Below are 22,585 nucleotides of genomic sequence, written 5' to 3'. Positions count from 1 at the left end.
GCACACCATGCATCTCATCGGCATCGCCGCCTTCGAGCGGTTCTTCTCTGCCGCCGGCCTCGAGATCGACAAGAACGATCTGCGCCGGTTCGACGACTTCATCAGCGACAAGGTCGCCGACCTGGTGGAGACGGCGGTCGGAAACGCCCAGGCGAGCGGACGGGACGTCGTCGAGCCGCAGGACCTCCCGATCACGGCCGGCCTGCGGGAGTCCATCCATGCGTTCGGCCGGGTCGGAGAGACCGTGTCGCTCGACGCGATCCTCGAACAGCTGGGCAGGCGTTCCACACCGGCGCTGCCGCTCAGCGACGAGGCGACCGCTGAGCTGCCGCAGATCGCCGGGGGGATCGGCGTCGCATTGGCGCGGTCGTTCCGCGTGCTCGACGAGTCGCTGAAGACCCCCCAGCCCACTCACTGGGACAAGGCCACCCGCATCTTCGGCATGCTCCTCTGAGGCATGGCCGACCTCCACCTGGAGCGGGCGGAAGCCCGCCGCATCGCCGTCCGCGCCCAACTGCTCAGCGCCGAGCGTCCCGTCGAACTGCTGCCGCTCGTCGAGCAGCTGACCTTCCTCCAGCTCGACCCCACGGCCGCGATCGCCCCCAGCGCCGACCTCATCGTGTGGTCGCGGATGGGCTCGTCGTACCGGCCGGAACAGCTGCAGCAGGCGATCGAGCACGACCGCACGATGTTCGAGCGCAAGTCGCAGGACGACCCGACGCAGCCGCCGTTCGCGATGATCCGCCCGACATCCGATCTCGGGCTGCACCTCTCGCCCACCGCCGGTTTCCCCCGCGAGCACGCCTGGATCGCGGCCAACGAATCGTTCCACCAGGACGTGCTGAACCGGCTCGCCTCCGCCGGCCCCCTGCTGTCGCGCGACATCGCGGACACCAGCACGGTGCCGTGGGTCTCGACCGGCTGGACCCACAACCAGAACGTGACCAGGATGCTCGAACTGCTCGTCGCCCGCGGTGAGGTCGCCACGGCCGGCCGCATCGGCCGCCAGCGCACCTGGGACCTGGCGGAGCGCGTGTACCCGCCGTTCGAATTCGTGCCGGAGGAGGAAGCGGCGCGCATCCGGGATGCTCGTCGGCTGCGCGCCCTCGGCATCGCACGCGCGCAGATGGTCGGCGATGCCGGCGTGCCGGCGACGGTCGAGGGCAGCAAGCTCCGCTGGCGGGTCGATCCGGATGCCGTGGGCCGGCCGTTCTCGGGCCGCACCGCGCTGCTCTCCCCCTTCGACCGGCTCATCCACGACCGGGTGCGGTCGCAGGACCTGTTCGAGTTCGAGTATCTGCTCGAGATGTACAAGCCGGCCGAGAAGCGGCGGTGGGGGTACTTCGCGCTGCCGATCCTGCACGACGACCGGATGGTCGGGAAGCTCGACGCGGCCGCCGACCGCAAGGCGGGTGTGCTGCGGGTGAACGCGATCCACGAGGACGTGCCCTTCACGGCGACGATGCGGGCCGACGTCGACGCGGAGATCGCCGACCTCGCCGGCTGGCTCGGGCTCGAGGTCGCCGTCGGCTGACCCGACCCGGCCGGCGGGAATAGTTGACCATCGTCAATCAGTTACATATAGTTGACCGACATCAACTATCAGGAGAACTGTGACTACTGACACCAGCGCACCGCTGACGGCGACACCGTCGGCACGACGGCAGGTCCTTCTGCCGCTCTCCGGGCTCCTGCTCGGAATGTTCGTCGCGATGCTCGCGAGCACCGTCGTCTCGAGCTCGCTCCCCAAGATCATCTCCGACCTCGGCGGCAGCCAGTCCGGCTACACCTGGGTCGTCACGGCGACCCTGCTCGCCACGACCGTCAGCACCCCGATCTGGGGCAAGCTCGCCGACCTCACCAACCGCAAGCTGCTCATCCAGCTGTCGCTCGTGATCTTCGTGGTCGGCTCCGGTCTCGCCGGCCTATCGCAGAGCACCGAGATGCTGATCTTCTTCCGCGTGCTCCAGGGCCTCGGCGCCGGTGGTCTCACCGCGCTCGTGCAGGTCGCGATGGCCGACATCATCCCGCCGCGCGACCGCGGTCGCTACATGGGCCTGCTCGGCGCGGTGATGGCCGTCGCGACCGTCGGCGGTCCGCTGCTCGGCGGCGTGATCACCGACTCGGTCGGCTGGCGCTGGAACTTCTACATCTCCGTGCCGTTCGCCGTCGCCGCGATCATCGTGCTGCAGCGCACGCTCCACATCCCGACGCACAAGCGCAAGGTCACCATCGACTACCTGGGCGCCATCCTGATCGCCGCCGGTGTCTCCCTCCTGCTCATCTGGGTGTCGCTGGCCGGCAACCAGTTCGACTGGGGCTCGGTCGTGAGCATCGTGATGGTCGTCGGCGCTGTGGTGCTGCTGGGCCTCGCGGTGCTGGTCGAGTTCCGCGCCAAGGAGCCGATCATCCCGATGTCACTGTTCAAGAACCGCACGTTCTGGCTCGCGATCATCGCCAGCATCTCGGTCGGCGTCGCCATGTTCGGCACGTCCGTGTTCCTCAGCCAGTACATGCAGCTCGCCCGGGGCAAGACGCCGACCGAGTCCGGTCTGCTGACCATCCCGATGATCGCCGGAGTGCTGCTGTCGTCCGTCGTCATCGGCCAGATCATCAGCCGCACCGGCAAGTGGAAGCGCTACATGGTGGTCGGGTCGATCCTGCTCACCATCGGTCTGGCCCTGATGGGCACCATCCGGTACGACACGAGCTTCTGGCTGGTGTTCCTCTACATGTTCATCATGGGCGCCGGCGTCGGCATGGTCATGCAGAACCTCGTGCTGATCGTGCAGAACGCGGTGAACCCGCTGCAGATCGGAACGGCGAGCGCGTCCGTGGCGTTCTTCCGCAGCCTCGGAGGCACCATCGGCGTCTCCGTCATGGGTGCGGTGCTCGGCTCGCGGATCACCACGCTCGTCACCGAGGGAATGGCCAAGCTCGGCATCGACCCGTCTGCGACGGGCGGCGGCGGTGCCATCCCGAACCTCGCCACGCTCCCGGCCCCCGTCCGCACGATCGTGGAGTCGGCGTACGGCGAGGCCGTGGCCGATGTGTTCCTGCTCGCGGTGCCGCTCGCGGTCATCTCGATCATCGCGATCGCCTTCCTGCCGAACCTCAAGCTCGGCACGAAGACCTCGGTCGAGCAGATCGCCGAGCAGGAGACGCCGGGTGAGACCCTCATCGCGGCGAGCGCCGCCGAGATCGCGGGCGACCCGATCGGCGAGGCCCTCCTCGACGAGGAGGCCGGACGGCGCGGCGACGCCGGGGCGGACGCGGGCGACCGGGTGAGCGACACGACCAGGAGCTGAGGATGGCCGGGCTTACGCTGGTAGGCGTGGATTCCGAGGCACGCACCGACTCCGACGCACGCCGCGAAGCGGTCGGGTCGATCGAAGACGCCCTCGGGCGCTTCATGAGATCGGTGCGGGCCTCGCTCAACGAGGGCGCGCACGCCTTCTCGCCCGACCTGCCGCCGTCGGCGTACTGGATCATGAGCGTGATCGGCAAGACGCATCCGATCGCCCCCGCCACGATCATCGCCCTCACCGGCATGGACAAGAGCTCGGTGAGCCGCCAGCTGCGCCTCCTCAAGGAGGCCGGCTACATCGACAGCCAGCCCGACCCGCATGACCGGCGAGCAGACCTCTATTCCCCGACACCCGAGGCCGGTGCCCGGTTCGAGGCCATCCGTGCCGCGAACCGGGCCCGCTTCGGCCAGGCGTTCGACGCCTGGGACGAGGACGAGGTGGTGGCGTTCGCCGGCCTGCTCGACAAGTTCATCGGGCGCGACGCGTGACAGCGTCCAGCGAGGTGCAGTCCCCGGAGACGATCTGCGTTCCGGGGCTGCGCGAGCGCAAGAAGCAGGAGACGCGCACAGCGATCCACGAGGCCGCAGTGCGGTTGGTCGCCGAGAACGGGGTCGCGGCGACGTCGGTCGATGCGATCTGCTCGGAGGCCGTGGTCTCCAGCCGCACGTTCTTCAATTACTTCCCGTCGAAGATGGCGGCGATCATCGGCCACGACGAGGCCTCGGTGACGGACGCCCAGCGCGAGGCGTTCCTCGCCGGCACCGGCGACGACGACCTCGTGCGCGACCTGTGCACACTCCTGGCCGGCATCACCGATTCGGTCACCCGCCGGGGACGCGACCGGCAGAAGGTGCGCGAGCTGATCGCCCGCCGGCCGGAGGTGGTGCCGGAGCTTCTCGTGATCGTCACGGAGATGCGGAGTCAGCTGGTCGAGCTCGCCGAGCTGCGCACAACACCGGCGCACGCACGCTTCGCGGTCGCCCTCGTGATCGCGGCGCTGATGTGCGCCCTCGACGAACCGCTCGACCCGCGCATCGACGAGTTCGGCGACTGGCTGTTCTCCGCCGTGATGTCGATGCGCGACATCGCGAACGCCTCGACCTGACCCCATCGACGCAATCGAGTCCGAAGTTGTTGCCCCCGACACGCCGTGCGCGAGGGCAACAAGTTCGGACTCGATCTCGTTTGAGGGCCGGGGGCGCTAGGCGGCGTCGGGCGGGAACGCGACGGGGTACGGCTCGTCGAAGTCGGCGGACCGGCTCACCGCGCGCCACTTCTCGTCGTCGGCCAGCAGGCGCCGATCCTGCGCGATCGTCATCTCGGCCGCGTTGACGCCGAGCGGCAGATGGTACGGGATGTCCTGACGCTGTGCGATCCGCACCAGGATCTCGGCTGCGCGCTGCGGGTCGCCCGCCGGGCCGTCTGCGTTCTGCCGCATCCGGGTGTTCATCGCCCCGACCGTCGCCTCGTACGCCTCGGGCACCTCGCGCACGATCATCGACGAACCCGCCCAATCGGTGCGGAATCCGCTCGGCTCCACCACGACGACCTTCACACCGAACGGTGCCGCCTCCACCTGGAGCACGCGGCTGAACCCGTCGATCGCGAACTTCGCCGCCTGATACGAAGCGATGCCGGGCGACCCGCCGACGCGACCTCCCACAGAGGAGAACTGCATGACGAGTCCGCTCCCTTGCTCGCGCAGCACGGGGAGCGCCGCCTTCGTGACGTTGTAGACGCCCCAGAAGTTGGTCTCGAACTGCGTGCGGAAGTCCTCGTCGTCGGTGGACTCGATCGGCGAGACATTCGCGTACCCCGCGTTGTTCACGACGACGTCGATGCGTCCGAACCGCTCCCGCGCTTCCGCGACCGCCGACCGGGCCGCTGCCGCATCCGTCACATCGAGGGCGATGGGATGCACGCGCTCGCCGAACTCGGCGACCAGCTCATCGAGCTGCTCGGGCCGTCGGGCGGTGGCGGCCACGAGACCGCCCGCTTCGAGGGCGGCGCGTACGAGGGCGCGGCCGAAACCGCGCGAAGAACCTGTGATGAACCAAACCTGTCGTTCCTGTGTCATGCAATTAGTAAAACACTGTTCTCTTAATTACGCAACTGAGTTGCGTTAGGATGGGCTGCATGACGACGACCGGATTCCAGCGTGCCCGCAGCACCGAGGCGAAGCAGCAGCGCGAAGATGCAATCCTCACCGCCGCCCGCGCGCTGGCCACCGACCGCGGCATCCGGCAGATCACGCTCACCGACATCGCCGCAGCCGTCGGCATGCACAAGTCCGCCCTGCTGCGCTACTTCGAGAACCGCGAGCAGATCTTCCTGCGCCTGAGCGCCGAGGACTGGCAGGACTGGGGCCCCGCGGTGCGAACGGCGCTGGCCGGGCTCGAGACCGGCGGCACCGTCTCCGGCGGCACCGTCTCCTCCGCCGCCATTGCGCGCACCATCGCCTCCTCCCTCGCGTCACGCCCGGTATTCTGCGACCTCCTCGCCCAGGCCCCGCTGAACCTGGAACGCAGCGTGTCCGTCGAGGCCGTGCGCGCCTACAAACTCGTCACGCATCACGAACTGGAGGGGATCATCGGGGCCATCCGGTCACTGCTCCCCGCGCTGACCGAGAGCGACGCCGTCGATGTCATCGCCGCCGCGACCTCGCTCTCGGGAGCGTTCTTCGAGATCGCGACGCCCGGCCCCGAGATCGAGGCGCTCTACCGCAGCGACCCTCGCCTGGCCCATGCGGTCGTCGACGTCGAGCCGCGGGTGGCGCGTATGCTGGCGGCCATGATCGACGGCCTGCTGCTCGCACGACGGGACGACCGGGTCAACGAATCGTGATCTAGCCGTGTCCGGACTATCGGGAATCATTCGAGATTCCCCTAGTCAGTTGCCAGGAGTTCTCCGTACGCTTCGATGTCCGCCGATATGCGGGCATGACAGCTTCACTGACGGAGGGGAACCCCTATGGCGACACGGTCGCATCGCGCGCCTCGCGCAGGCCGGCGCCCTTTTCGCGTCGGGATGATCGTTCGCGGGCGGCTCGAACGCCAGGCCAGGCAGGATGCCGAGGTCGCCGCATCCGGGTCACGATCCGGTGACGAATCGGCCGAGCCGTCGACGCCGACGGTGCAGGCCATCCAGGCTCACGCGAACGCCTACGCCCGGCGCGAGGAGCAGCGCTTCTTCTCCGACATCCACCGCGAGCTGGCCGAGCACCGCATCCTCACCAAGGCCCTGGATGCCGACCTCGCGTCCTACGAGGAGAAGACCGACAACCTGTCCGCGGCCGAGCGCGACGCGATCGCCGAGGGCCAGGGACCGGCCTTCGAGGAGCTCCGGCGGCTGGAGCGGCGGATCAAGCGCGGCCATCGCCGCGCGGACGAGCTCACCGCCCTCATCCACTCGCGCTTCACGACCGCCAAGCTGCGTGCCGGCCGCTACTACGACTACTCCGACGAGAAGATCGCCGTCTATTGGGGAGCTTTCCGCCGGTCGGCGAGCACCGAGCGCCTCGGCGATCGCGCGCCGGGGCTGCGGCGCCTGGAATGGCTGAACACCAAAGAGAACACGAAACTTCTCGAACTCTGGCAGGGGAGAACAGATGTCCAAGCGTGATCGGCTGCCCGCCGACTACAAGGTACCGAGGACCATGCGGCTGCGACGCCGCCTGCTCTGGCAGCTCCGCCGGATGCGCTCAGCGGTCGACGTGGAGACCCTGGAGGTGTTCGAGCACGAGCTGTCCGCGTTCGAACGCGCCGGCGTCGCCGAGATCGACCGCCAGCGCACCCGCAACGTCGCCGCCGCCGCGGCCCGCGTATCCGACGCGCAGAAGCGCGAGGAGCTCATCCGGGGCGCGATCGTTCGCACGGAAGCCCAGATCGACCGCGCCGGAGTCGCCGCCGAGCGCCTTGACGCCAAGCTGCTCGGGCACGATCCCGAGCTCCACAATTACGCGTGAGTCGCGGGAGGACTGACATGGCAAGAGACATCGTGATGAAGCCCCCGCGCATCCGGCCGCGCGTCGGGCACATCTCGCCGTTCGCGCACGTGCTCGTGTATGTGCTGCTGCTCGGCATGATCACCGTCGACTACATCCTGCTCTCGCAGGCCCTGACCCTGCTGCTGCGCAACGACAGCCAGTACGGCTCGATCGGCCTGCAGATGTACGTGATCACCCTCGGCATCTCGCTGGCCGTGGTGACACTGCCGCACGTCGTCGCCGTGCTGATGCGCCGCATCCAGGCCGGCGTGATGGCCCGCCGCTGGTCGATCGTCGCCGTCGCCCTCGCCCTCATCTGGGGCGCGCTGCTCGCGGCGATCACCATCGCCCGGATCAAGGCCGGCATCGACGCCCAGAACGCGGGCGGCCTGACCGGTCTCACCGGCGCCACCACGGCTCCGACGACCGCTGGCTTCTCGTGGACCGCTCCGGACACGATCATGGCGTTCCTGATGCTCGGTGTGCTCGCGACCTCCGGGGCGATCAGCTTCATCGTCGCCTGGCTGACGACGCGCCCGCTGCTCAGCGCCGCCGAGAAGGCGCACCGCCACCTCGACGACCTGCGCGTGCACCGCGACCGCCTGCTGGGCGAGGCCGTCGCCGCACGCGAGGCCACGCAGCAGGCGCTGCGGCTCGACCACGAGGATGCCGTGCGCTACACCGGCGCCCGCGTCACGTTCAACGCCCGCGTCGACCTGCTGCGCGCGCAGCTCGCGACCCGGCTGGCGAAGAAGGAGCGCGACCCCGAGAGCACGAGCCAGATCATCCGGGAGCTGCGGGCTCGACGCCTCGCCGACCCGCCGGAGATCGTGCCGTCCATCCCGCCGGCGTCCACGCCTTCCCAACTCACCGACTGACACCGCCGGATGGGGCATCCGCCCCGCCCGCCGGCCGAAAGGACCACCTGTGACCTCCCGACTTCTCGCCAGAGCCGGCATCGCGATCGCCACCGTCATCGCGCTCGGCGCGGGTCTCACCGCCTGCGCCTCCGCGACCGCCGCCGGCGCCGCCTGCGACCAGTCGCAGAAGCGCAACCTCGGCGTCGTCGCCGGGAGCACGGCCAACGCACCGGCCGCGTCGCTGCCCGACTCGGCCGTCGCCCAGCTGACGGCCGTCAGCAAGAGCAACGGCAGCGTCACCGTGGTCATCCCCTCGGGCACCCCGCAGGTGATGGGAACGACCACCATCGGGTCGACGGCCCAGGATGCCGTGGTCTGCCAGAACGACCAGCGCAACAAGCTCACCCAGGTCACGTCGTACATCAACGGCCTCAAGGCGGCATCGCCCGAGGTCGACTTCCTCGGGTCGATCGACCAGGCCGCCCGCAACCTCGGCTCGAACCCGATGGGCGTGCTGGTGATGGGCAGCGGACTGCAGACGACCGACCCGCTGAACTTCGCGGCCAGCGGCGTGCTCTACGCCGACCCTGCCCAGGTGGTGAGCGACCTGACCTCGCGCGGTCTGCTGCCGAAGGACCTGAAGGGCGTCACCGTCTACTGGGCGGGCATGGGCGACGTCGCCGGGTCGCAGCAGACGTTGACGATCCCCGCACGGAGCAACCTCGAGGCGATCTGGACCGCCATCGTCAAGGCTGCGGGCGGTACCCTCTCGTTGCTGCCGGAGCCCGCATCCGGTGGCGCCGCATCCGGGCTGCCCGCCGTGGCCGCCGTGCCGGTCGAGGCCGTGCAGACCAAGACCGACTGGACGAAGCCGATCGTGATCCGCAACAGCGACCTCCTCTTCACGAAGGACACCGCGACATTCTCGGACGCGACGAAGGCCTCGCAGGTGCTGTCGGGCCTCGTGCCGTCGATCGAGCAGAACGGGGCGACGGTGACGATCACCGGCACCGCCTCGAAGGACCAGGCGACGAACAACACGGCAGACACCGCGCTCTCGCTGCGGCGGGCCGACGCTGTGAAGGCGGCGCTGGTCGGGCTCGGGGTGCCGGAGTCGCTGCTGACGACGGCGGGCGTCGGGTACGAGTGGTGCGGCTGGAAGAGCGAGACCGACGCCTCCGGAAAGTACTCGGATGCTCTGGCCGAGCAGAACCGCTCGGTGATCCTGACCTCGGCGGGCGTCGGGCTCTGCGGGTAGCGCGCGGACGGCGGCGGCCGGCGCGCGCGTGGTCGCCTAGCGCGGGCCGGCGACGCCGATCAGGTTTCCCGCCGGATCGCGGAAATGCCCGACGGTGACACCGCCGCCCTCGTTGCGCACAGGCCCCAGGATGCGCGTTCCGCCCAGTCGCTCGGCCTCGGCCAGCGCCCGTTCCACGTCGGGCACGCCGACGTAGAACGTCGCCCGTGCCGCTGACTGCGCTCCTCCCCCGATGCCGCCCGGGATGCCCGAGCTGTCGCCGGTGGGGATCGCGTCGATGAACGAATACTGGTCGGTGTCCGAGATCTCGGGCGCGACGGATGCTCCGGGCGGCGCGTCCCACCCGAAGAGCCCGGAGTAGAAGCTCCGGAGCGCGGCGGGGTCGGGTCCGATGATCTCGAAATGCACGACGGGGTCAGCCATGCGCGTCATGGTACGCGCGCCGGGCCTGCTGCTCGCGTGATCGTGTACTCCCCCGGGTCGAACCGGCGCACGGACCTCCGGAAGGCGATGGCGCTGCGCGGCCAGATCACGGTGTTGCGGCCGTTCGCATCGAGGTAGAAGCTCGTGCAGCCGCCGCGCGTCCAGACGCCCTTCGCGAGTGCCCGCTGCAGCCCGCTCTCGTACCGTGCCATCGCGTCTTGCGTCGGCTCGGCGACCGCGTCGACGCCGGCTCCGCCCATCCGGTCGAGGGCGTCGATCGCGTAACGGACCTGGGCCTCGATCATCACCACGACGCTGTTGTGGGAGAGGGCCGCGTTGGGTCCGTGCAGGAAGAACAGGTTCGGGAAGGCGGGCACCGTGGCCGCGTGGAGGGCGAACATGCCGTCTCGCCAGGCGTGGGCCAGGGTCTCGCCGTGCGCTCCGACGATGCGGTCGGCGATCCGCGGCCGGGTCGCGTCGAACCCGGTGGCCAGAACGAGCACATCGACCGGATGGCGTCGCCCGTCCGCGGTGACGACGGCGTGCGGCTCGATCCGCTCGATCGGGTCGTCGATGTAGTCCACGTTCTCGCGCTGGATGGCCGGGTAGTAGTCGTCGGAGACGAGCACCCGTTTGCAGCCGATCCGGTAGTCGGGGGTCAGCCGTGCGCGCAGACCGGGGTCGCGCACCTGCGCGTCGCGGTGCCGCGTGGACAGCCGCTCGACCACCGCACCGACCCGCGGATGCACGAAGCCCAGCCAGCGCGCGTCGTACTCGGCGAAGATGAGCGAGCGCACGGCGCGCTGCACCGCGGGGACGCCGGCGAACAGCCGGCGCCGGAGGCTGCTGGTGCGGTGGTCGCGACGGGAGACGATCCACGGCGGGGTGCGCTGGAAGACCAGGAGGCGCCCGACCTCCGGCTGGATCGCCGGGACGATCTGGATCGCGGATGCGCCGGTCCCGATGACGGCGACCCGCTTGCCCGCCAGGTCGACCGAGTGGTCCCACTGCGACGAGTGGAAGACGGGCCCGCCGAACGAGTCCAGCCCGTCGATCGCGGGACGATGCGGGTCGACGAGCAGCCCGTGGCCCGAGATCAGCACGCGCGCCGACATCGCGCCTCGCGAGGTCTCGAGGAGCCAGCGCCCGGCATCCCCGTCCCACGTCGCGCTCTGCAGCTCGGTGCCGAACCGGATGTGGTCCCGGATGCCGTGCTGCCGCGAGACGCGCACCAGGTAGGCGAGGATCTCGGGCTGCTGCCCGTAGGCGGTGCTCCACCCGGGATTCGGGGCGAACGAGAACGAGTAGAGATCGCTCCGGATGTCGCACGCCGCGCCCGGGTAGGTGTTGTCGCGCCACGTGCCCCCGACCTCGTCTCCGCGTTCGAGCACGGCGAAGTCGTCGTAGCCGTGGGCGATCAGCTGCCACGCGGCACCGATCCCCGCGAAGCCGGCGCCGATCACGGCGATGTCGACACGCTCGGTCGTCATCGCATCACCGTACGCCCGGTCGCGCCCGCCGCGCATCCGTCGCGTTCGGCGGCGGCGGCGTTCGCGCGTGCAGCCGTCAGCGGCGGGGCGGCGCCGCGCTCTCGCGGATGACGATCGGCGGCCGCTCCGACGAGAACTTGCGCACCCTGCGCCCCGCCATCAGCCCCTCGAGCAGCCCATAGGCGCGGGAACCGAGCCCCGCGAAGTCCTGGTCGACCGTGGTGAGCGGTGGCGTCCACATCCGGGCCAGTGGATGGTCGTCGAAGCCGACCACGCTGACGTCCTCCGGCACCGAACGGCCTCCCTCGCGCAGGCCGCGGATCACGCCCATCGCGATCTCGTCGTTGCCGCAGAAGACCGCCGTCACGTCGGAGCGGGCGGCGAGTTCGACACCGATCGCGCGGCCGGACTCCGGCTCCCAGGTGGCGTCGATCGGCTCCGGCACCGGAGCGCCCGCCTCGGCGAGAGCGCGGCGCCAGCCGGTGGTGCGTCCGTCCTCTTTGCGCGAGGGCGGCACGCGCACGTGGTGCACGGTCGAATGCCCGAGGCCGAGCAGATACTCCACGAGTTCCTGGGCGGCATCCGCTTCGTTGAGCACCGCCTGCGGCACGCCCGTCTCGCGGATGCCCGAGATCGACACCGCCGGTATCGATTTGGGGAGGCGGTGCAGCACAGCGACGCCGGGCGGGTCGAACTTGAGCACGACGATGCCGGCGATCGGCTGGTTGACCACCAGCGAGACGGCCCGGTCGACCGTCTCCTCCTCGGCGGACTCGACCACGGTGATCGTCACCGTGAACCCCGCCGCCCGCGCGCTCTCCTCGACACCGCGGATCGTCTCCGCATAGCCGTACTGCGAGGTGTTGCCCGCGAGCACCGCGATCAGCTTCGGCTGGCGGGCGACGAGCGCGCGCGCCATCACCGACGGCCGGAAGTCGAGCTTCTCGATCGCCTGCAGCACGCGTTCGCGCTTCTCCTCCGAGACCCGCGCAGCACCCGTGAGCACACGCGAGACGGTCGGAACGGACACGCCGGCCTCGCGTGCGACATCCCCGATGACCGGGGGTTTGGGCGCAGTGGTGGACATCGCCCTCAGCATATCGACGCGCCCATCGAACGCGTCGCGCCGCGCGCTCCCGTCACTTCACCGCGCCGCTCGTGATGCCGGAGATGATCTTGCGCTGCATCACGGCGAAGGTGATGAGCAGCGGGAGGCTCATCAGGATGATGTAGGCGAAGATCAGGTGCCAGTTCTGCAGGTAGAGCCCGGAACTCGCCACCTGGTAGAGGTTCAGGGGCAGCGTGTCGAGGCGTCCGCCGATCACGAACAGCGCGTAGAAGACGTCGTTCCAGATGTAGAGGCAGATCAGGATGGTCGCGGTCGACAGCGTGGGACCGAGCAACGGCAGGATGATGCGGAAGAACACTTTGACGGGCCCCGCCCCGTCGACCCGCGCCGCCTCCTCGAGCTCGACCGGGATGGTGCGCACGAAGCCGGTGACGAAGAAGATCACCGTCGACAGGTACATCCCCATGTAGACGCCGATCATGCCGACGGCCGTGCCCGCGAGTCCGAGCTGACGCAGCAGCAGCACGATCGTGACCACCGCCGGCGGCAGCACGATGCCGCTGATCGCCAGGGCGTAGAGGAACGAGATCGGCTTGCTGCGACGCCGGCCGAGGATCCACGACGCCATCGCGCCCAGGATGAGCACACCGGCGACCGATGGCACCATGATCAGCAGGCTTCCGAAGAAGGCGGGGATCATCCGGCCCTGGTCGAGCACGGTTGCGAAGTTCTGGAAGAGCTGCCAGTCCGTCGGGAGGGCGAGACTCGGGTTGAGCGCCTCGGCCTGGTCCTTGCCCGCCGTGACGACCACGAGCCAGAACGGCACACCGAGCAGGAGCACGACGAGCAGGATCGCGACGATCGGCTGGATGAACCGGGTGGGCTTGCGGGAACCGCGCCGGCGCGAGGGCCGGGTCGGCGCGGGCGCGGTGCTGCGCGGAGTGCTGACGGCGGTCACAGGACTTCTTCTCTCTTGCGGAGGACGCGGATGACGGGGAAGGCGAGGATCGTCACCATCAGGAACAGGGCGAGGCTCATCGTGGTGGCCTGGGCGAAGAGGCCCTGGCCGAAGGTGCGGAAGATGAAGATGTTCAGCAGCTCGGTGGTGCCGCCCGGGCCGCCGCCGGTGGTGGCCTGCACGATGTCGAAGCCGTTCATAGAGCCGAGCAGCGCGGTCGCCACATTGAAGGTGACCGCAGGGGCGAGCAGCGGGAACCGTATGCTGCGGAACGTGGTCCACCATCCGGAGCCGTCGAGTCGGGCGGCCTCGAGGATGTCCTCGTTGATGGTCTTGAGCCCGGCGAGATAGATGAGCATCGACAGCCCCATCCACTTCCAGGCGTGGATGAGCGCGACCACGACGATCGTCCAGGTCGTGCTGCCGAGCCAGGCGACCGAGACGTGCTGGCCGGTGAAGAAGCTGAGGATCTGGTTGAGGCCGCCCTCAGGCTTGAGCAGCGCCTGGAAGATGTAGCCGACCGCGAGAGCGCTCATCACCACGGGCACGAAGAACGCCACACGCGCGAACCTGTTGACAGCGGTGTCGCGCTCGAGGATCAGGGCGAGCGCGAGTCCGAAGAGATTCTGGAAGATCGCGACCAGCACCGCGTAGATCAGGGTGATCCGCAGGTCGGCCAGCAGGCTGCCGTTGGTGAAGAGCGAGAAGAAGTTGTCGAACCCGACGAAGCCGATGGAGCTGTGGAAGCTCGACCAGTTGGTGAACGCGTAGACGAAGTTGAAGATCGTCGGCACGAAGAAGAAGACGACGAGGATCACCAGCGCGGGGATCAGGAACCACGCGGGATGGTCCTGCCTGCGCCTCGGCCGGAACGGCCGCTCTGCCTTCACCCTCGGCCGCGCCGGCGGAGCGACGGGACGCGTGAGCTGTGCTGTCATCGGGTTTGCCTTTCTGTGCTGCGATGGGCGGCGGAGCAGGTCCGCCGCCCATCGCGACGGGATCAGAAGCCCGTCACTCCCTGTGCTTTGGCGAGCTGTGCGAACTGCGCCTGGGTGGTCTGGGCGACCTGGACGGTGGTCTTGGTGCCCTGGATCATGTCGGCCAGGTTCAGGTACAGGTCGGGGTTCGCGACGGCGAGGGCCTGCATCGAGCCGACGGAGCCGTCGAGGGAGGCCGCGACATCCTTCAGCGCCTGGGGCACATCGGACGGCGTGTCGACGCCCTTGATGAGCGAGACGGTCGACTGCGCCTTCACGAAGTCCTTGTAGCCGTCGCCGAGCCAGTAGGAGAGGAACTGACGCGCCGCCGCCTCCTTCTTGCTGTCACCGCTCTTGAAGGCCACCAGCGCGTTCGACTGGTCCGGGATGAACGTGCCGACGTTGCCCTTCGGCGAGATCGGGAAGAAGCCGATCTTCTTGTCGAGCTCGGCCGTGTTCGACGTCGCCTGGAGCTCGCCGAAGAACGAGTTCACCTGCATCGCCATGGCGGCCTTGCCGTCGAGCAGCGCCTTGCCCTGGTCGACGAATGTGGCGGTCTTGATGTCGGCGTTGAAGAGGCCGTCCTTGATGAGGGCGCTGTAGTTGTCGATCGCGCCCTGGATGGTCGGATCGGTGAACTTCTCCTTGTTCTCGTTCACCTTCGTCCAGAGTCCGTCCTTGGCGGCGTCGGCGAGCTGGGCCTGCACCCACCACTGCGTCGCCCACTTGTCGCCGCCCATCTCGTAGAACGGGTCGACGCCCTTGGCTTTGAGCTGCTTCGCGAGGCCGATGAACTCGTCCCAGTTCTTCGGGGTGGCGGTGATGCCGTTCGCCGCGAAGACGTCCTTGTTGTAGTACACGCCGATGACGGCGGGGGTGGTGACCAGCGCGGCGTAGCGCGTCTTGTCGAGGATGCCCGTCATGTCGCCGAGGTTGCCGGTGTAGTCGCCGACCCAGGGCGCCCCTTCGAGCGACTGCAGGTTCTGGGTGGCGTTGAGCGCCGTGAGCTCCGACGCGGTGGGCTGCCAGAACGCGAGGTCGGGCTTGTCACCGGTGGCGACCTTGGTCTGCACACCCTGTTCGTACGGGTCGGGGATGGTGACGACCTTGACGCTGGCGCCGGTCAGCTTCTCGAAGCCGGAGATGACGCTGTCCGCCGTCTTGTTCGAGTTCTGGGCGGCCCAGATGGTGAGGCTGACGCCATCGAGCTTCGTGTCCTGAGCCGGCCACGACGCGGTACCGCTCGCGTCTCCGCCGGCGCCGGGGTCGCTGCATCCGCTGAGGATGAGCGCTGCCGCGGCCGCGACGACCGCGGCGCCTTTCCAAGCGATCTTCATTGAACTGCTCTCCTTGTGTGACGTAGCGCTCTCAGACGCTACTGGGTTCTTGTTGCAGGGGCTGTCACGGCCGTCATCATTCGGCGGCATCGACGCGGAACACACGCGCACCGACCTGTCCGGTCGGGTTGGTCACGCGGAGTGTTCCGGCTTCCGAGTCCCAGTGGGTTGTCCACTCAGGTAGGGAGCTCGGGAAGATGGTGCCGACCGTCACCTGCGAAGAGGCGAGGCCGGGGAGGTGGAGGGTGGTGACCGAGTCGGCCGCGTCTCGATTCCAGACGGTGATGAGGCGCGAGCCGGGCGTGGCGAGGCCGAGTGCGGTCCACGGGCCCTCCCAGGTCGGGATGCCCGCCGGCCAGAACGGGGTCGAGGCGACGAGCTCGGGGGCAAGGCGCTTGGCGGTGGCCACGGCCTCCTGCACGAGCCCGAGCTGTCCCTCGTTCATCCGGTTGAGGTAGCCCGACACGTAGAACCGTCCGAGCAGCCCGGTCGCGAGACAGAACGCCACCTCCTCCGCCGACATCTCGGGCTGGGGATATGCCCAGCTCGCGGCCTGCTCCGGCAGCATCGCCGCAGGGGCGGCCGCCGCGATCGGCGGGTATTTGAGGAAGTCCTGCTGGTCGGAGGTCGACTGCATCTGCAGTCGCGACAGCATCGCGAAGTCCGACCGCATCGCGCCGGAGCCGCAATTCTCCAGCACCAGGTCGGGGTGGCGCTCGAGCACCCCGTCGAGCCACGCGAGGTGGGCCCTGTTGTGTTCGAGGAGTCCCGCTCCCACGCTGTCGGCATCACGGTCGGTGCCGGGCCCGGGGTTGATGTTGTAGTCGAGTTTGAAGAACCCGACGCCGAAGTCGTTCACCAGCCGGTCGACGACCTCGTCGAGGTGCGCCACCGCCGCCGGGTGTCGAAGGTCGAGATGGTAGCGGTGATGCTCGACGACCCGCTTGCCGTTGCGCTGCAGGAACGCGTCGTCCGGCAGTGTGAGCGCCGCCGGGCTGTTCACGCCGATCACCTCGGGTTCGAGCCAGAGGCCAGGGGTCATCCCGGCTCGCGTGATGTGGTCGATGACCTCGCCGAGTCCGCCGGGGAAGCGCGTCGTCGAGGGGCGCCACTCGCCGACGCTGTCCCACCAGTCGCCGCTGTCGTCGTACCAACCGGCGTCGATGCAGAAGATCTCTGCGCCGGCGCCGGCCGCTGCGTCGATCAGCGGCAGCAGCTTCTCGGTCGTCGGGTCGCCGTTGAGGGTGTTCATGTAGTCGTTGAAGACGACGGGCATCGCCGTGTTGTCCGGGTGCGGCCGGCGGACGGCCCTGCGGTAGGCAGTGAGCTCGGCGATCGCGCCGGTGAAGTCGGAGGCGATGGCGATCGTCACGGGCACCGTGGTGAACTGCTCGCCGGGGTGGAGCACGACCACCCACTGGTGATCCGTGTCCGTCGGGCCCGAGAGAGCGAGGTAGCCGCTCGCGGTGTCCTCCCCGATCTCCCAGCGCCAGGGGCCGTTGTGCTCGATCTGCCAGGCCCAGGCCGCGCCGAGGCGCTCGGAGGTGACGGCCGCGATCGGCAGGTGCTTCCCCGTCGACCACGTGCCGCTGGAGGTCACCGAGAACTCCCCGCGCGGATTGTGGTTGGTGAGGTGCTGCTCCAGCCGGGGGAACCGGATGCCGCCGAGCGGCTCGCTCATCCAGCGGCCCTCCCCCAGCCAGTCGCTGAGGGCGTGGTGCACCGTCCAGTCGCGGATGTCACTGTCGGCGCCGCCCCCGAGGTACAACGAGAGCGAAGGGATGGAACGCAGCACGATCTCGTCGGAGCCGCCGTTGGTCACCGTGATGCTCGACCGCAGCGCCGCGAGCCCATCGAAGAGCGTGAGCGCGATGGTCGCCGTGATGCCGGTCGCAGCGTGCCCGACGGAGAGGCGGAGCGTGCGGGCGCCGCCTTCCACCTCTTCGCTGTGCGCGATGTACCTGGCGTCGTGGCCGATCGCGGTGTGCACGAGACGGTCGTTCGCCAGAGCGTGCCCGTGGCACACCGTGAGGACGTCGATGAGCGGCAGGCCTGCCGGCATCTCGAGCCGCCCGGACGACGACGCGACGGCCGCGATGCGGGGAGCGGATTCCGACGACCATTCGAACTCGATCGCCAACGTTCCGTTGCCCCAGTGCAGACGTTCGCTCATCGGTCCTCTTCATCGTGGATGGTTGATCTGTGTCAGGTCGACTCGAATCATGATAACGGTTTCAGAGCAAGATGCAAATTAATTCTGAAACCGCTATCAACCACGCGACATCAGGCATCGGGAGGCTCTTGCATCGAAACACGAAACCGCTATCATGATAGCGGTTTCAAGATCCCCCCGAATGGGTGGGGCGAACCGACCGACACTCGTACGAAGGAGTACTGGATTGCGTGACGACCAACAACGGCCCAGGCAGCGGATGTCGCTGGCCGGCCTCTCGACGGCGGCGGTGACGGCACTCTGCGTCACTCTCGGCGGGTTGACGGCGGCTCCCGCCGTCGCCGCCTCCCCCGACGCATTGCGCGTCGACCTCTCCCAGACCACGGGTGACTTCCGCGGCGGTTCGACGGGAACCCTCTACGGCTTGGGCGACGACGGCGTACCGAGTCAGGCCGTCCTCGACGGCGCCCGGGTGACCAACACCTCGCAGAAGCCGCCGCAGGGCGCCCAGCATCCCAACGGCGACGCTCTCGACGTCGAGAAGAACTTCTTCGCGGGTGGCGGCAAAGACCTCTACGTGTACATCCAAGACGAGTATCCGGACTGGGCCTACAACGGCGGCAAACGTCCGGGTGACGCCAACGGCGACGGCGAGTGGGACTACCTTCCCGTTCTCCGCGCGGCGGTCGAGAAGGTGGCGACCCGGTCGCAGCATCCCGAGGACTACATCTTCATCCCGTTCAACGAGCCGGATGCCGGCAACTGGTACCCGAACTGGTCGACACAGAAGAACCAGTTCCTCGCCGACTGGTCCGCCGCGTACAGCACCATCCAGGCGGTCTACGCCGCGCACGGTCTCGGGCACGCGAAGATCGGCGGCCCCGGCGACTCGTCGTGGCACGCCGACCGCAGCGCCGACTACCTCACCTACGCCAAGGCGAACAGCCAGCTGCCCGACGTCTTCATCTGGCACGAGCTCGGAACCAACAACCTCGCCACCTTCCGCGGCAATGTGACGCAGTACCGGCAGATCCTGTCGTCCCTCGGCATCGCGCCCATCCCGGTGAACATCACCGAATACGGGATGCTCCGCGACATGGGCGTGCCCGGTCAGCTGGTGCAGTGGATGTCGATGTTCGAAGACGAGAAGGTCGACGCGCAGACCGCCTATTGGAACTACGCCGGCAATCTGTCCGACAACTCGTCGCGCAACAACGGCGCGAACGGCGGCTGGTGGATGTTCAAGTGGTACGGAGATCTCGCCGGCTCCACGACCGTCAAGGTCACTCCCCCGCAACTCAACGCGCCCGACACGCTGCAGGGAATCGGCGCGATCGATCCGGCGAAGAAGAAGGCCACGGTGCTGTTCGGCGGCGGCTCGAAAGACGTCGCGCTGACCGTCTCGGGCGTTGCCGGCAGCACCTTCGGAACGAGTGTGGACGTGCAGGTGCGCGCCGACCGGCTCAACGGCGCGGAGGGCGCGTCCCTGCAGCCGCCGGTGATCCTCTCGACCCGAGCGACCGTGAGCAACGGAACCGTCGCGCTCACCGTTCCGAATGCCGACCGGTACACCGCCTACCAGGTGGAGATCACCCCGGCGCTCGCCGCCCGTCAGCCGGTCGCCACCGATCGGGTCAGCAGTGTCGAGGCGGAGAACTCCACTCTCGCCAACGCGACGGCGTACGCTCAGGACCCGTCGCGCGAGTGGTCGTTCATGGCGTCGAACGGGCGCGATGTCGGCTCGTTCAACAAGGCCGGATCGTCGGCGACCTGGAACGTGACCGTGCCGCGCACGGGAACGTACCGGCTCAGCATCCTGGCCGGTGCGAACCTCGCGCCCGGCCAGCACGCCCTGTTCGTCGACGGCGCCTACAAGCAGCTCATCAAGTACTCGGCCGATCTGTCGTGGACCTACCGCGGCACGACGGACGTCACTGTTGCGTTGACGGCGGGAACGCACGCGCTCTCGATCCGAGCGAGCGCGAACGGTCAGACGATCCTCCCCGGCGCCGACGTCACGCTCGATCGCTTCGATCTGTACGACGTGACCGACGGGGAGAAGGCGGTGTATCCGGCTCTGGACGCGCGCCTGTCCGGCGGGGCCGCACTGACCTACGCGCAGCAGGCGACGGCCGGATCGGTGTCGCTCTCGGGCAGCGGATCGGCGACGTTCTTCGCCACCACCGCTGAAACGGGCTACTACGACGTGACGACGCACTTCGCGACGACCGGAGCCTCGACGCCCGCACTGTCGGTGAATGGACGTAGTGTGCCGCTCGCCGCGGCCACCGCATCCGGCTCCTGGGCATCGACCGCGCGGGTGTTCCTCCCGCAGGGCGTCAACGAGCTGAAGGTGACGGCGCCCGCCGGCGCGCTCGTCGCAGACGTGACCACGCTGCGTGGCGCGACCCAGAAGGCGTCCGACGCCGATCCGGCGAACGTGTTCCGCTCCGAGGCCGAGGCCCTTCCCCGCGCGGGCACGGCCGTGGTGCAGACCGCTGCGGCCGGCTCCAACGGGTCGGCGGATGCATCCGGCGTGGTGCGCGACGTCGGGTACCTCGGCAACGGCGCGGGCAACACACTGACCGTGCCGCGTCCGGCCGGCTTCACGGCCGGCGCCTACCAGCTGGTGCTCGGCGCGACCAATGCCGACAAGGCGGCGGCGATCAACTACAACCCGCAGGTGATCAGTCGCTTCGTCGATGTGACGGAGGCCGGCGGCTCGACCGTGCGGGCGGCCGTGCGTCACAACTACTCGTGGAGCAGCTACTGGGACAAGACGATCCCGCTGGCGCTGACGACCTCGACGGGCTCGCTGACGCTCGGCAACGCCACCTCGTTCGCGCCGAACATCGACACGGTGACGCTCGCGAAGTTCGTCGCCGGGTCACCGGTGACGGCGCGCACCACGGTCGCCCTCGCGGTGAACGCCAAGGCGCAGTGCATCAACGGAGACGCGACCGTCGCCGTGTACGCGCTGAACAACGCGGCGAAGGCGGCCGACATCCGGCTGACGACGCCGTTCGGCGACAAGAAGTTCACCGCGGTCGCCACGTCGAAGGCCGCGTACAACCTGTTCGGCTCCGGCGCGGCGACGGTCGCGGCGGGCACCGCGACCATCGCCGGGTACACCTACACCGACGGCATCGGCGCGTACAGCACCTACACGGCGCCGTACGCCGCCATCGACTGCGGCTGACACCCCCGCTGGTTCCGTGAGTCGCATCGACTCGGCCTTCCCGACGTCGCGGAAGGCCGAGTTGATGCGACTCACGCCCACACCCAGGGGTGGGGCGGCCGGCGGTCAGACGGCAATGCCGGCGAAGGCCTTGCGGAAGTCCGTGCCGATCGTGAGGGCGCCGGCCGCGGTCATGCTGGCTTGGGCCAGGGGCGCGTAGACGTGCTGCACGCCGCGCGGAGGCAGTGCCGCCGGCACCGGCTGCGCGCCGGCCGGTTCCTCCTGCGGCCATTCGACGTCGCCGGTGGCCACCCGGGCGGGGATCAGCCAGTAGTCGCCCACCCGGTACTCGTTCGCCAGCCCGGGGATGCTCTCCGCTTCGAAGAGCACCTCCACCCCGTCTTCGAGCCGCAGCCAGCGCGGCGCCGTGAGATCGGACTCGATCACCGGCAGCGCGTTGTCGGCGGCGACGTCGCCCCCGTGATCCCATCGGCGCAGGATCACCGGGCCCGAGAGGTCGAGGTCGACGTCGAGCACCCCGTCGAGCACGACGGTCAGCTCGTCGGGCAGGATGGCGTTGACGCGCCGCAGCTCACCGCCGAGCTGCCGCAGCACCGTCGGCTCGTCGACGATCTCCACCCAGTCGCCCACCGCCAGGCCCAGCGAATCGTCACGGCCGAGCGATGCCAGCGCGACGCTGATGGTCTTGTCGGCCGGGCTCTCCTCGAGCGTGACGACGTCGAAGGTCACCGAGCCGTTCTCGCGCGACCACACGAACGTCGCCCCGTCGGCCGCCGCCGGGTCGTCGGCCCGGCCGGGGCCGCCGCGGTGGATCTCGACCCGGTACAGCTGGTTCTCCGCGCCACGGTAGGCCGCCTCCGGATCGGTCGTGCAGTCCTCCGTCGTGTCCGGCGGCACCTTCGCACGTGCGCGCAGCCCCGACCAGGCGCGCGCGGCGAACGCATCCAGGTCGGAGTCGTCGACCTGCTTCTGCCCGTCACGGGGCCGCAGCACCTTCACCTGCCACACCAGCTGCGACCGCGTGGCCGTGTCCGGCCCGTCGAGCGCCACCTCACGGATGCCGTCGTCGTCGAGCATCGTCACGTGCTGCTCCCAGACATCGAGGTAGACGAGGAACTTCGAGACCCGGCGCAGCGAGAACAGATCGGTGTCGGCGTCGAACGGGTACCCGGCCTGCTGGCCGTAGCTGAGCGCTTCGTCGTTCTCGCACATCAGACCATCCACGTAGTAGCGACCGGTGCCGATGAGGAAGTCGGAGTTGCGCAGTCTCTCCCGGAGCGCGTCGGCCCGCGCCGCCTCGAGTGGGCGCCCGTACCGGTCGGCGAGCGTGTCGATGACCGACTCGTCATCGGTGAGACCGAAGCCGAGCGCCCCGGCCGGGCCTCCGTGCCGGCCGATCACGTCGGCGGCGAGCTGCCGCATCCGGTATCGCGCGATGGACGACTGCTCGTTCAAGTCCGCGTCGAGCTGCACGCGACCCTGCTGCAGCAGCACACCGGTGTAGTGCTTCGTGGCGACGAACGTGTCGCGCGTGAAATCGCCCTTCAT

The 22,585-nt window shown here is 69.0% G+C and carries 20 protein-coding genes; 11 read left to right on the top strand and 9 right to left on the bottom strand.

Features of this window, described 5'->3' with window-relative positions; all coding sequences use genetic code 11:
* Positions 1–7 precede the first annotated feature (7 nt).
* The 5 genes from PKE84_RS14005 (at position 8) to PKE84_RS13985 (ending at position 4,413) form a co-directional block, all read left to right on the top strand.
* Positions 8–454: a DUF1931 family protein gene (locus PKE84_RS14005; protein ID WP_271177875.1), complete on the top strand. Its 447-nt coding sequence runs from the start codon at positions 8–10 to the stop codon at positions 452–454.
* Between the two features lie 3 nt (positions 455–457).
* Positions 458–1,534, top strand: coding sequence for a DNA glycosylase AlkZ-like family protein (locus PKE84_RS14000; protein ID WP_271177874.1), 1,077 nt, complete (start codon positions 458–460; stop codon positions 1,532–1,534).
* Between the two features lie 166 nt (positions 1,535–1,700).
* Positions 1,701–3,308: an MDR family MFS transporter gene (locus tag PKE84_RS13995; RefSeq protein WP_373877149.1), complete on the top strand. Its 1,608-nt coding sequence runs from the start codon at positions 1,701–1,703 to the stop codon at positions 3,306–3,308.
* A 26-nt stretch (positions 3,309–3,334) separates the two neighbouring features.
* Positions 3,335–3,796, top strand: coding sequence for a MarR family winged helix-turn-helix transcriptional regulator (locus tag PKE84_RS13990; RefSeq protein ID WP_271177872.1), 462 nt, complete (start codon positions 3,335–3,337; stop codon positions 3,794–3,796).
* The gene (locus tag PKE84_RS13985; protein WP_271177871.1) at positions 3,793–4,413 is read left to right on the top strand and encodes a TetR/AcrR family transcriptional regulator; all 621 of its coding nucleotides are present in this window, start codon (positions 3,793–3,795) and stop codon (positions 4,411–4,413) included. Before PKE84_RS13990 ends, PKE84_RS13985 begins: the two co-directional genes overlap by 4 nt.
* Positions 4,414–4,509: 96 nt before the next feature.
* Here PKE84_RS13985 and PKE84_RS13980 read toward each other — a convergent pair whose 3' ends face one another.
* Positions 4,510–5,385 carry an SDR family NAD(P)-dependent oxidoreductase gene (locus tag PKE84_RS13980; protein WP_271177870.1) on the bottom strand — a complete coding sequence of 292 codons (876 nt, stop codon included), beginning with the start codon at positions 5,383–5,385 and terminating at the stop codon, positions 4,510–4,512.
* A 59-nt stretch (positions 5,386–5,444) separates the two neighbouring features.
* Here PKE84_RS13980 and PKE84_RS13975 point away from each other — a divergent pair, with 59 nt between their 5' ends.
* The 5 genes from PKE84_RS13975 (at position 5,445) to PKE84_RS13955 (ending at position 9,411) form a co-directional block, all read left to right on the top strand.
* Positions 5,445–6,152 carry a TetR/AcrR family transcriptional regulator gene (locus tag PKE84_RS13975; RefSeq protein WP_271177869.1) on the top strand — a complete coding sequence of 236 codons (708 nt, stop codon included), beginning with the start codon at positions 5,445–5,447 and terminating at the stop codon, positions 6,150–6,152.
* Positions 6,153–6,335: 183 nt separating this feature from the next.
* Positions 6,336–6,929, top strand: a complete 594-nt coding sequence (locus PKE84_RS13970; protein ID WP_271177868.1) for a hypothetical protein — start codon at positions 6,336–6,338, stop codon at positions 6,927–6,929.
* A complete protein-coding gene (locus PKE84_RS13965; RefSeq protein WP_271177867.1) occupies positions 6,916–7,272 on the top strand; it encodes a hypothetical protein in 357 nt (118 codons plus the stop codon). Before PKE84_RS13970 ends, PKE84_RS13965 begins: the two co-directional genes overlap by 14 nt.
* A 17-nt stretch (positions 7,273–7,289) precedes the next feature.
* On the top strand, positions 7,290–8,171 hold the full coding sequence (locus PKE84_RS13960) for a hypothetical protein (RefSeq protein WP_271177866.1): 882 nt from the start codon (positions 7,290–7,292) through the stop codon (positions 8,169–8,171).
* Between the two features lie 49 nt (positions 8,172–8,220).
* Entirely contained in the window at positions 8,221–9,411 is a 1,191-nt protein-coding gene (locus PKE84_RS13955; RefSeq protein ID WP_271177865.1) for an OmpA family protein, read from the top strand.
* Positions 9,412–9,447: 36 nt separating this feature from the next.
* Here PKE84_RS13955 and PKE84_RS13950 read toward each other — a convergent pair whose 3' ends face one another.
* The 7 genes from PKE84_RS13950 to PKE84_RS13920 form a co-directional block, all read right to left on the bottom strand.
* Positions 9,448–9,834, bottom strand: coding sequence for a VOC family protein (locus PKE84_RS13950; RefSeq protein WP_271177864.1), 387 nt, complete (start codon positions 9,832–9,834; stop codon positions 9,448–9,450).
* 5 nt (positions 9,835–9,839) lie between these two features.
* Positions 9,840–11,324, bottom strand: a complete 1,485-nt coding sequence (locus PKE84_RS13945; RefSeq protein WP_271177863.1) for a flavin-containing monooxygenase — start codon at positions 11,322–11,324, stop codon at positions 9,840–9,842.
* Positions 11,325–11,400: 76 nt separating this feature from the next.
* A complete protein-coding gene (locus PKE84_RS13940) occupies positions 11,401–12,411 on the bottom strand; it encodes a LacI family DNA-binding transcriptional regulator (RefSeq protein WP_271177862.1) in 1,011 nt (336 codons plus the stop codon).
* A gap of 52 nt (positions 12,412–12,463) precedes the next feature.
* The gene (locus tag PKE84_RS13935; RefSeq protein WP_271177861.1) at positions 12,464–13,351 is read right to left on the bottom strand and encodes a carbohydrate ABC transporter permease; all 888 of its coding nucleotides are present in this window, start codon (positions 13,349–13,351) and stop codon (positions 12,464–12,466) included.
* On the bottom strand, positions 13,348–14,289 hold the full coding sequence (locus PKE84_RS13930; protein WP_271177860.1) for a carbohydrate ABC transporter permease: 942 nt from the start codon (positions 14,287–14,289) through the stop codon (positions 13,348–13,350). Before PKE84_RS13930 ends, PKE84_RS13935 begins: the two co-directional genes overlap by 4 nt.
* Before the next feature lie 62 nt (positions 14,290–14,351).
* Positions 14,352–15,665, bottom strand: a complete 1,314-nt coding sequence (locus PKE84_RS13925) for an ABC transporter substrate-binding protein (protein WP_271177859.1) — start codon at positions 15,663–15,665, stop codon at positions 14,352–14,354.
* A gap of 76 nt (positions 15,666–15,741) precedes the next feature.
* Entirely contained in the window at positions 15,742–17,838 is a 2,097-nt protein-coding gene (locus PKE84_RS13920; RefSeq protein WP_271177858.1) for a glycoside hydrolase family 36 protein, read from the bottom strand.
* Between the two features lie 226 nt (positions 17,839–18,064).
* Here PKE84_RS13920 and PKE84_RS13915 point away from each other — a divergent pair, with 226 nt between their 5' ends.
* On the top strand, positions 18,065–21,037 hold the full coding sequence (locus PKE84_RS13915) for a CBM35 domain-containing protein (RefSeq protein WP_271177857.1): 2,973 nt from the start codon (positions 18,065–18,067) through the stop codon (positions 21,035–21,037).
* A 105-nt stretch (positions 21,038–21,142) separates the two neighbouring features.
* On the opposite strand, the gene PKE84_RS13910 is transcribed toward PKE84_RS13915, so the two are convergent.
* Entirely contained in the window at positions 21,143–22,585 is a 1,443-nt protein-coding gene (locus PKE84_RS13910) for a DUF6519 domain-containing protein (RefSeq protein ID WP_271177856.1), read from the bottom strand.

This window comes from Leifsonia poae, assembly GCF_027921845.1.
GTDB lineage: Bacteria > Actinomycetota > Actinomycetes > Actinomycetales > Microbacteriaceae > Leifsonia > Leifsonia poae.
This window is presented reverse-complemented; position numbering and strand designations above follow the sequence as displayed.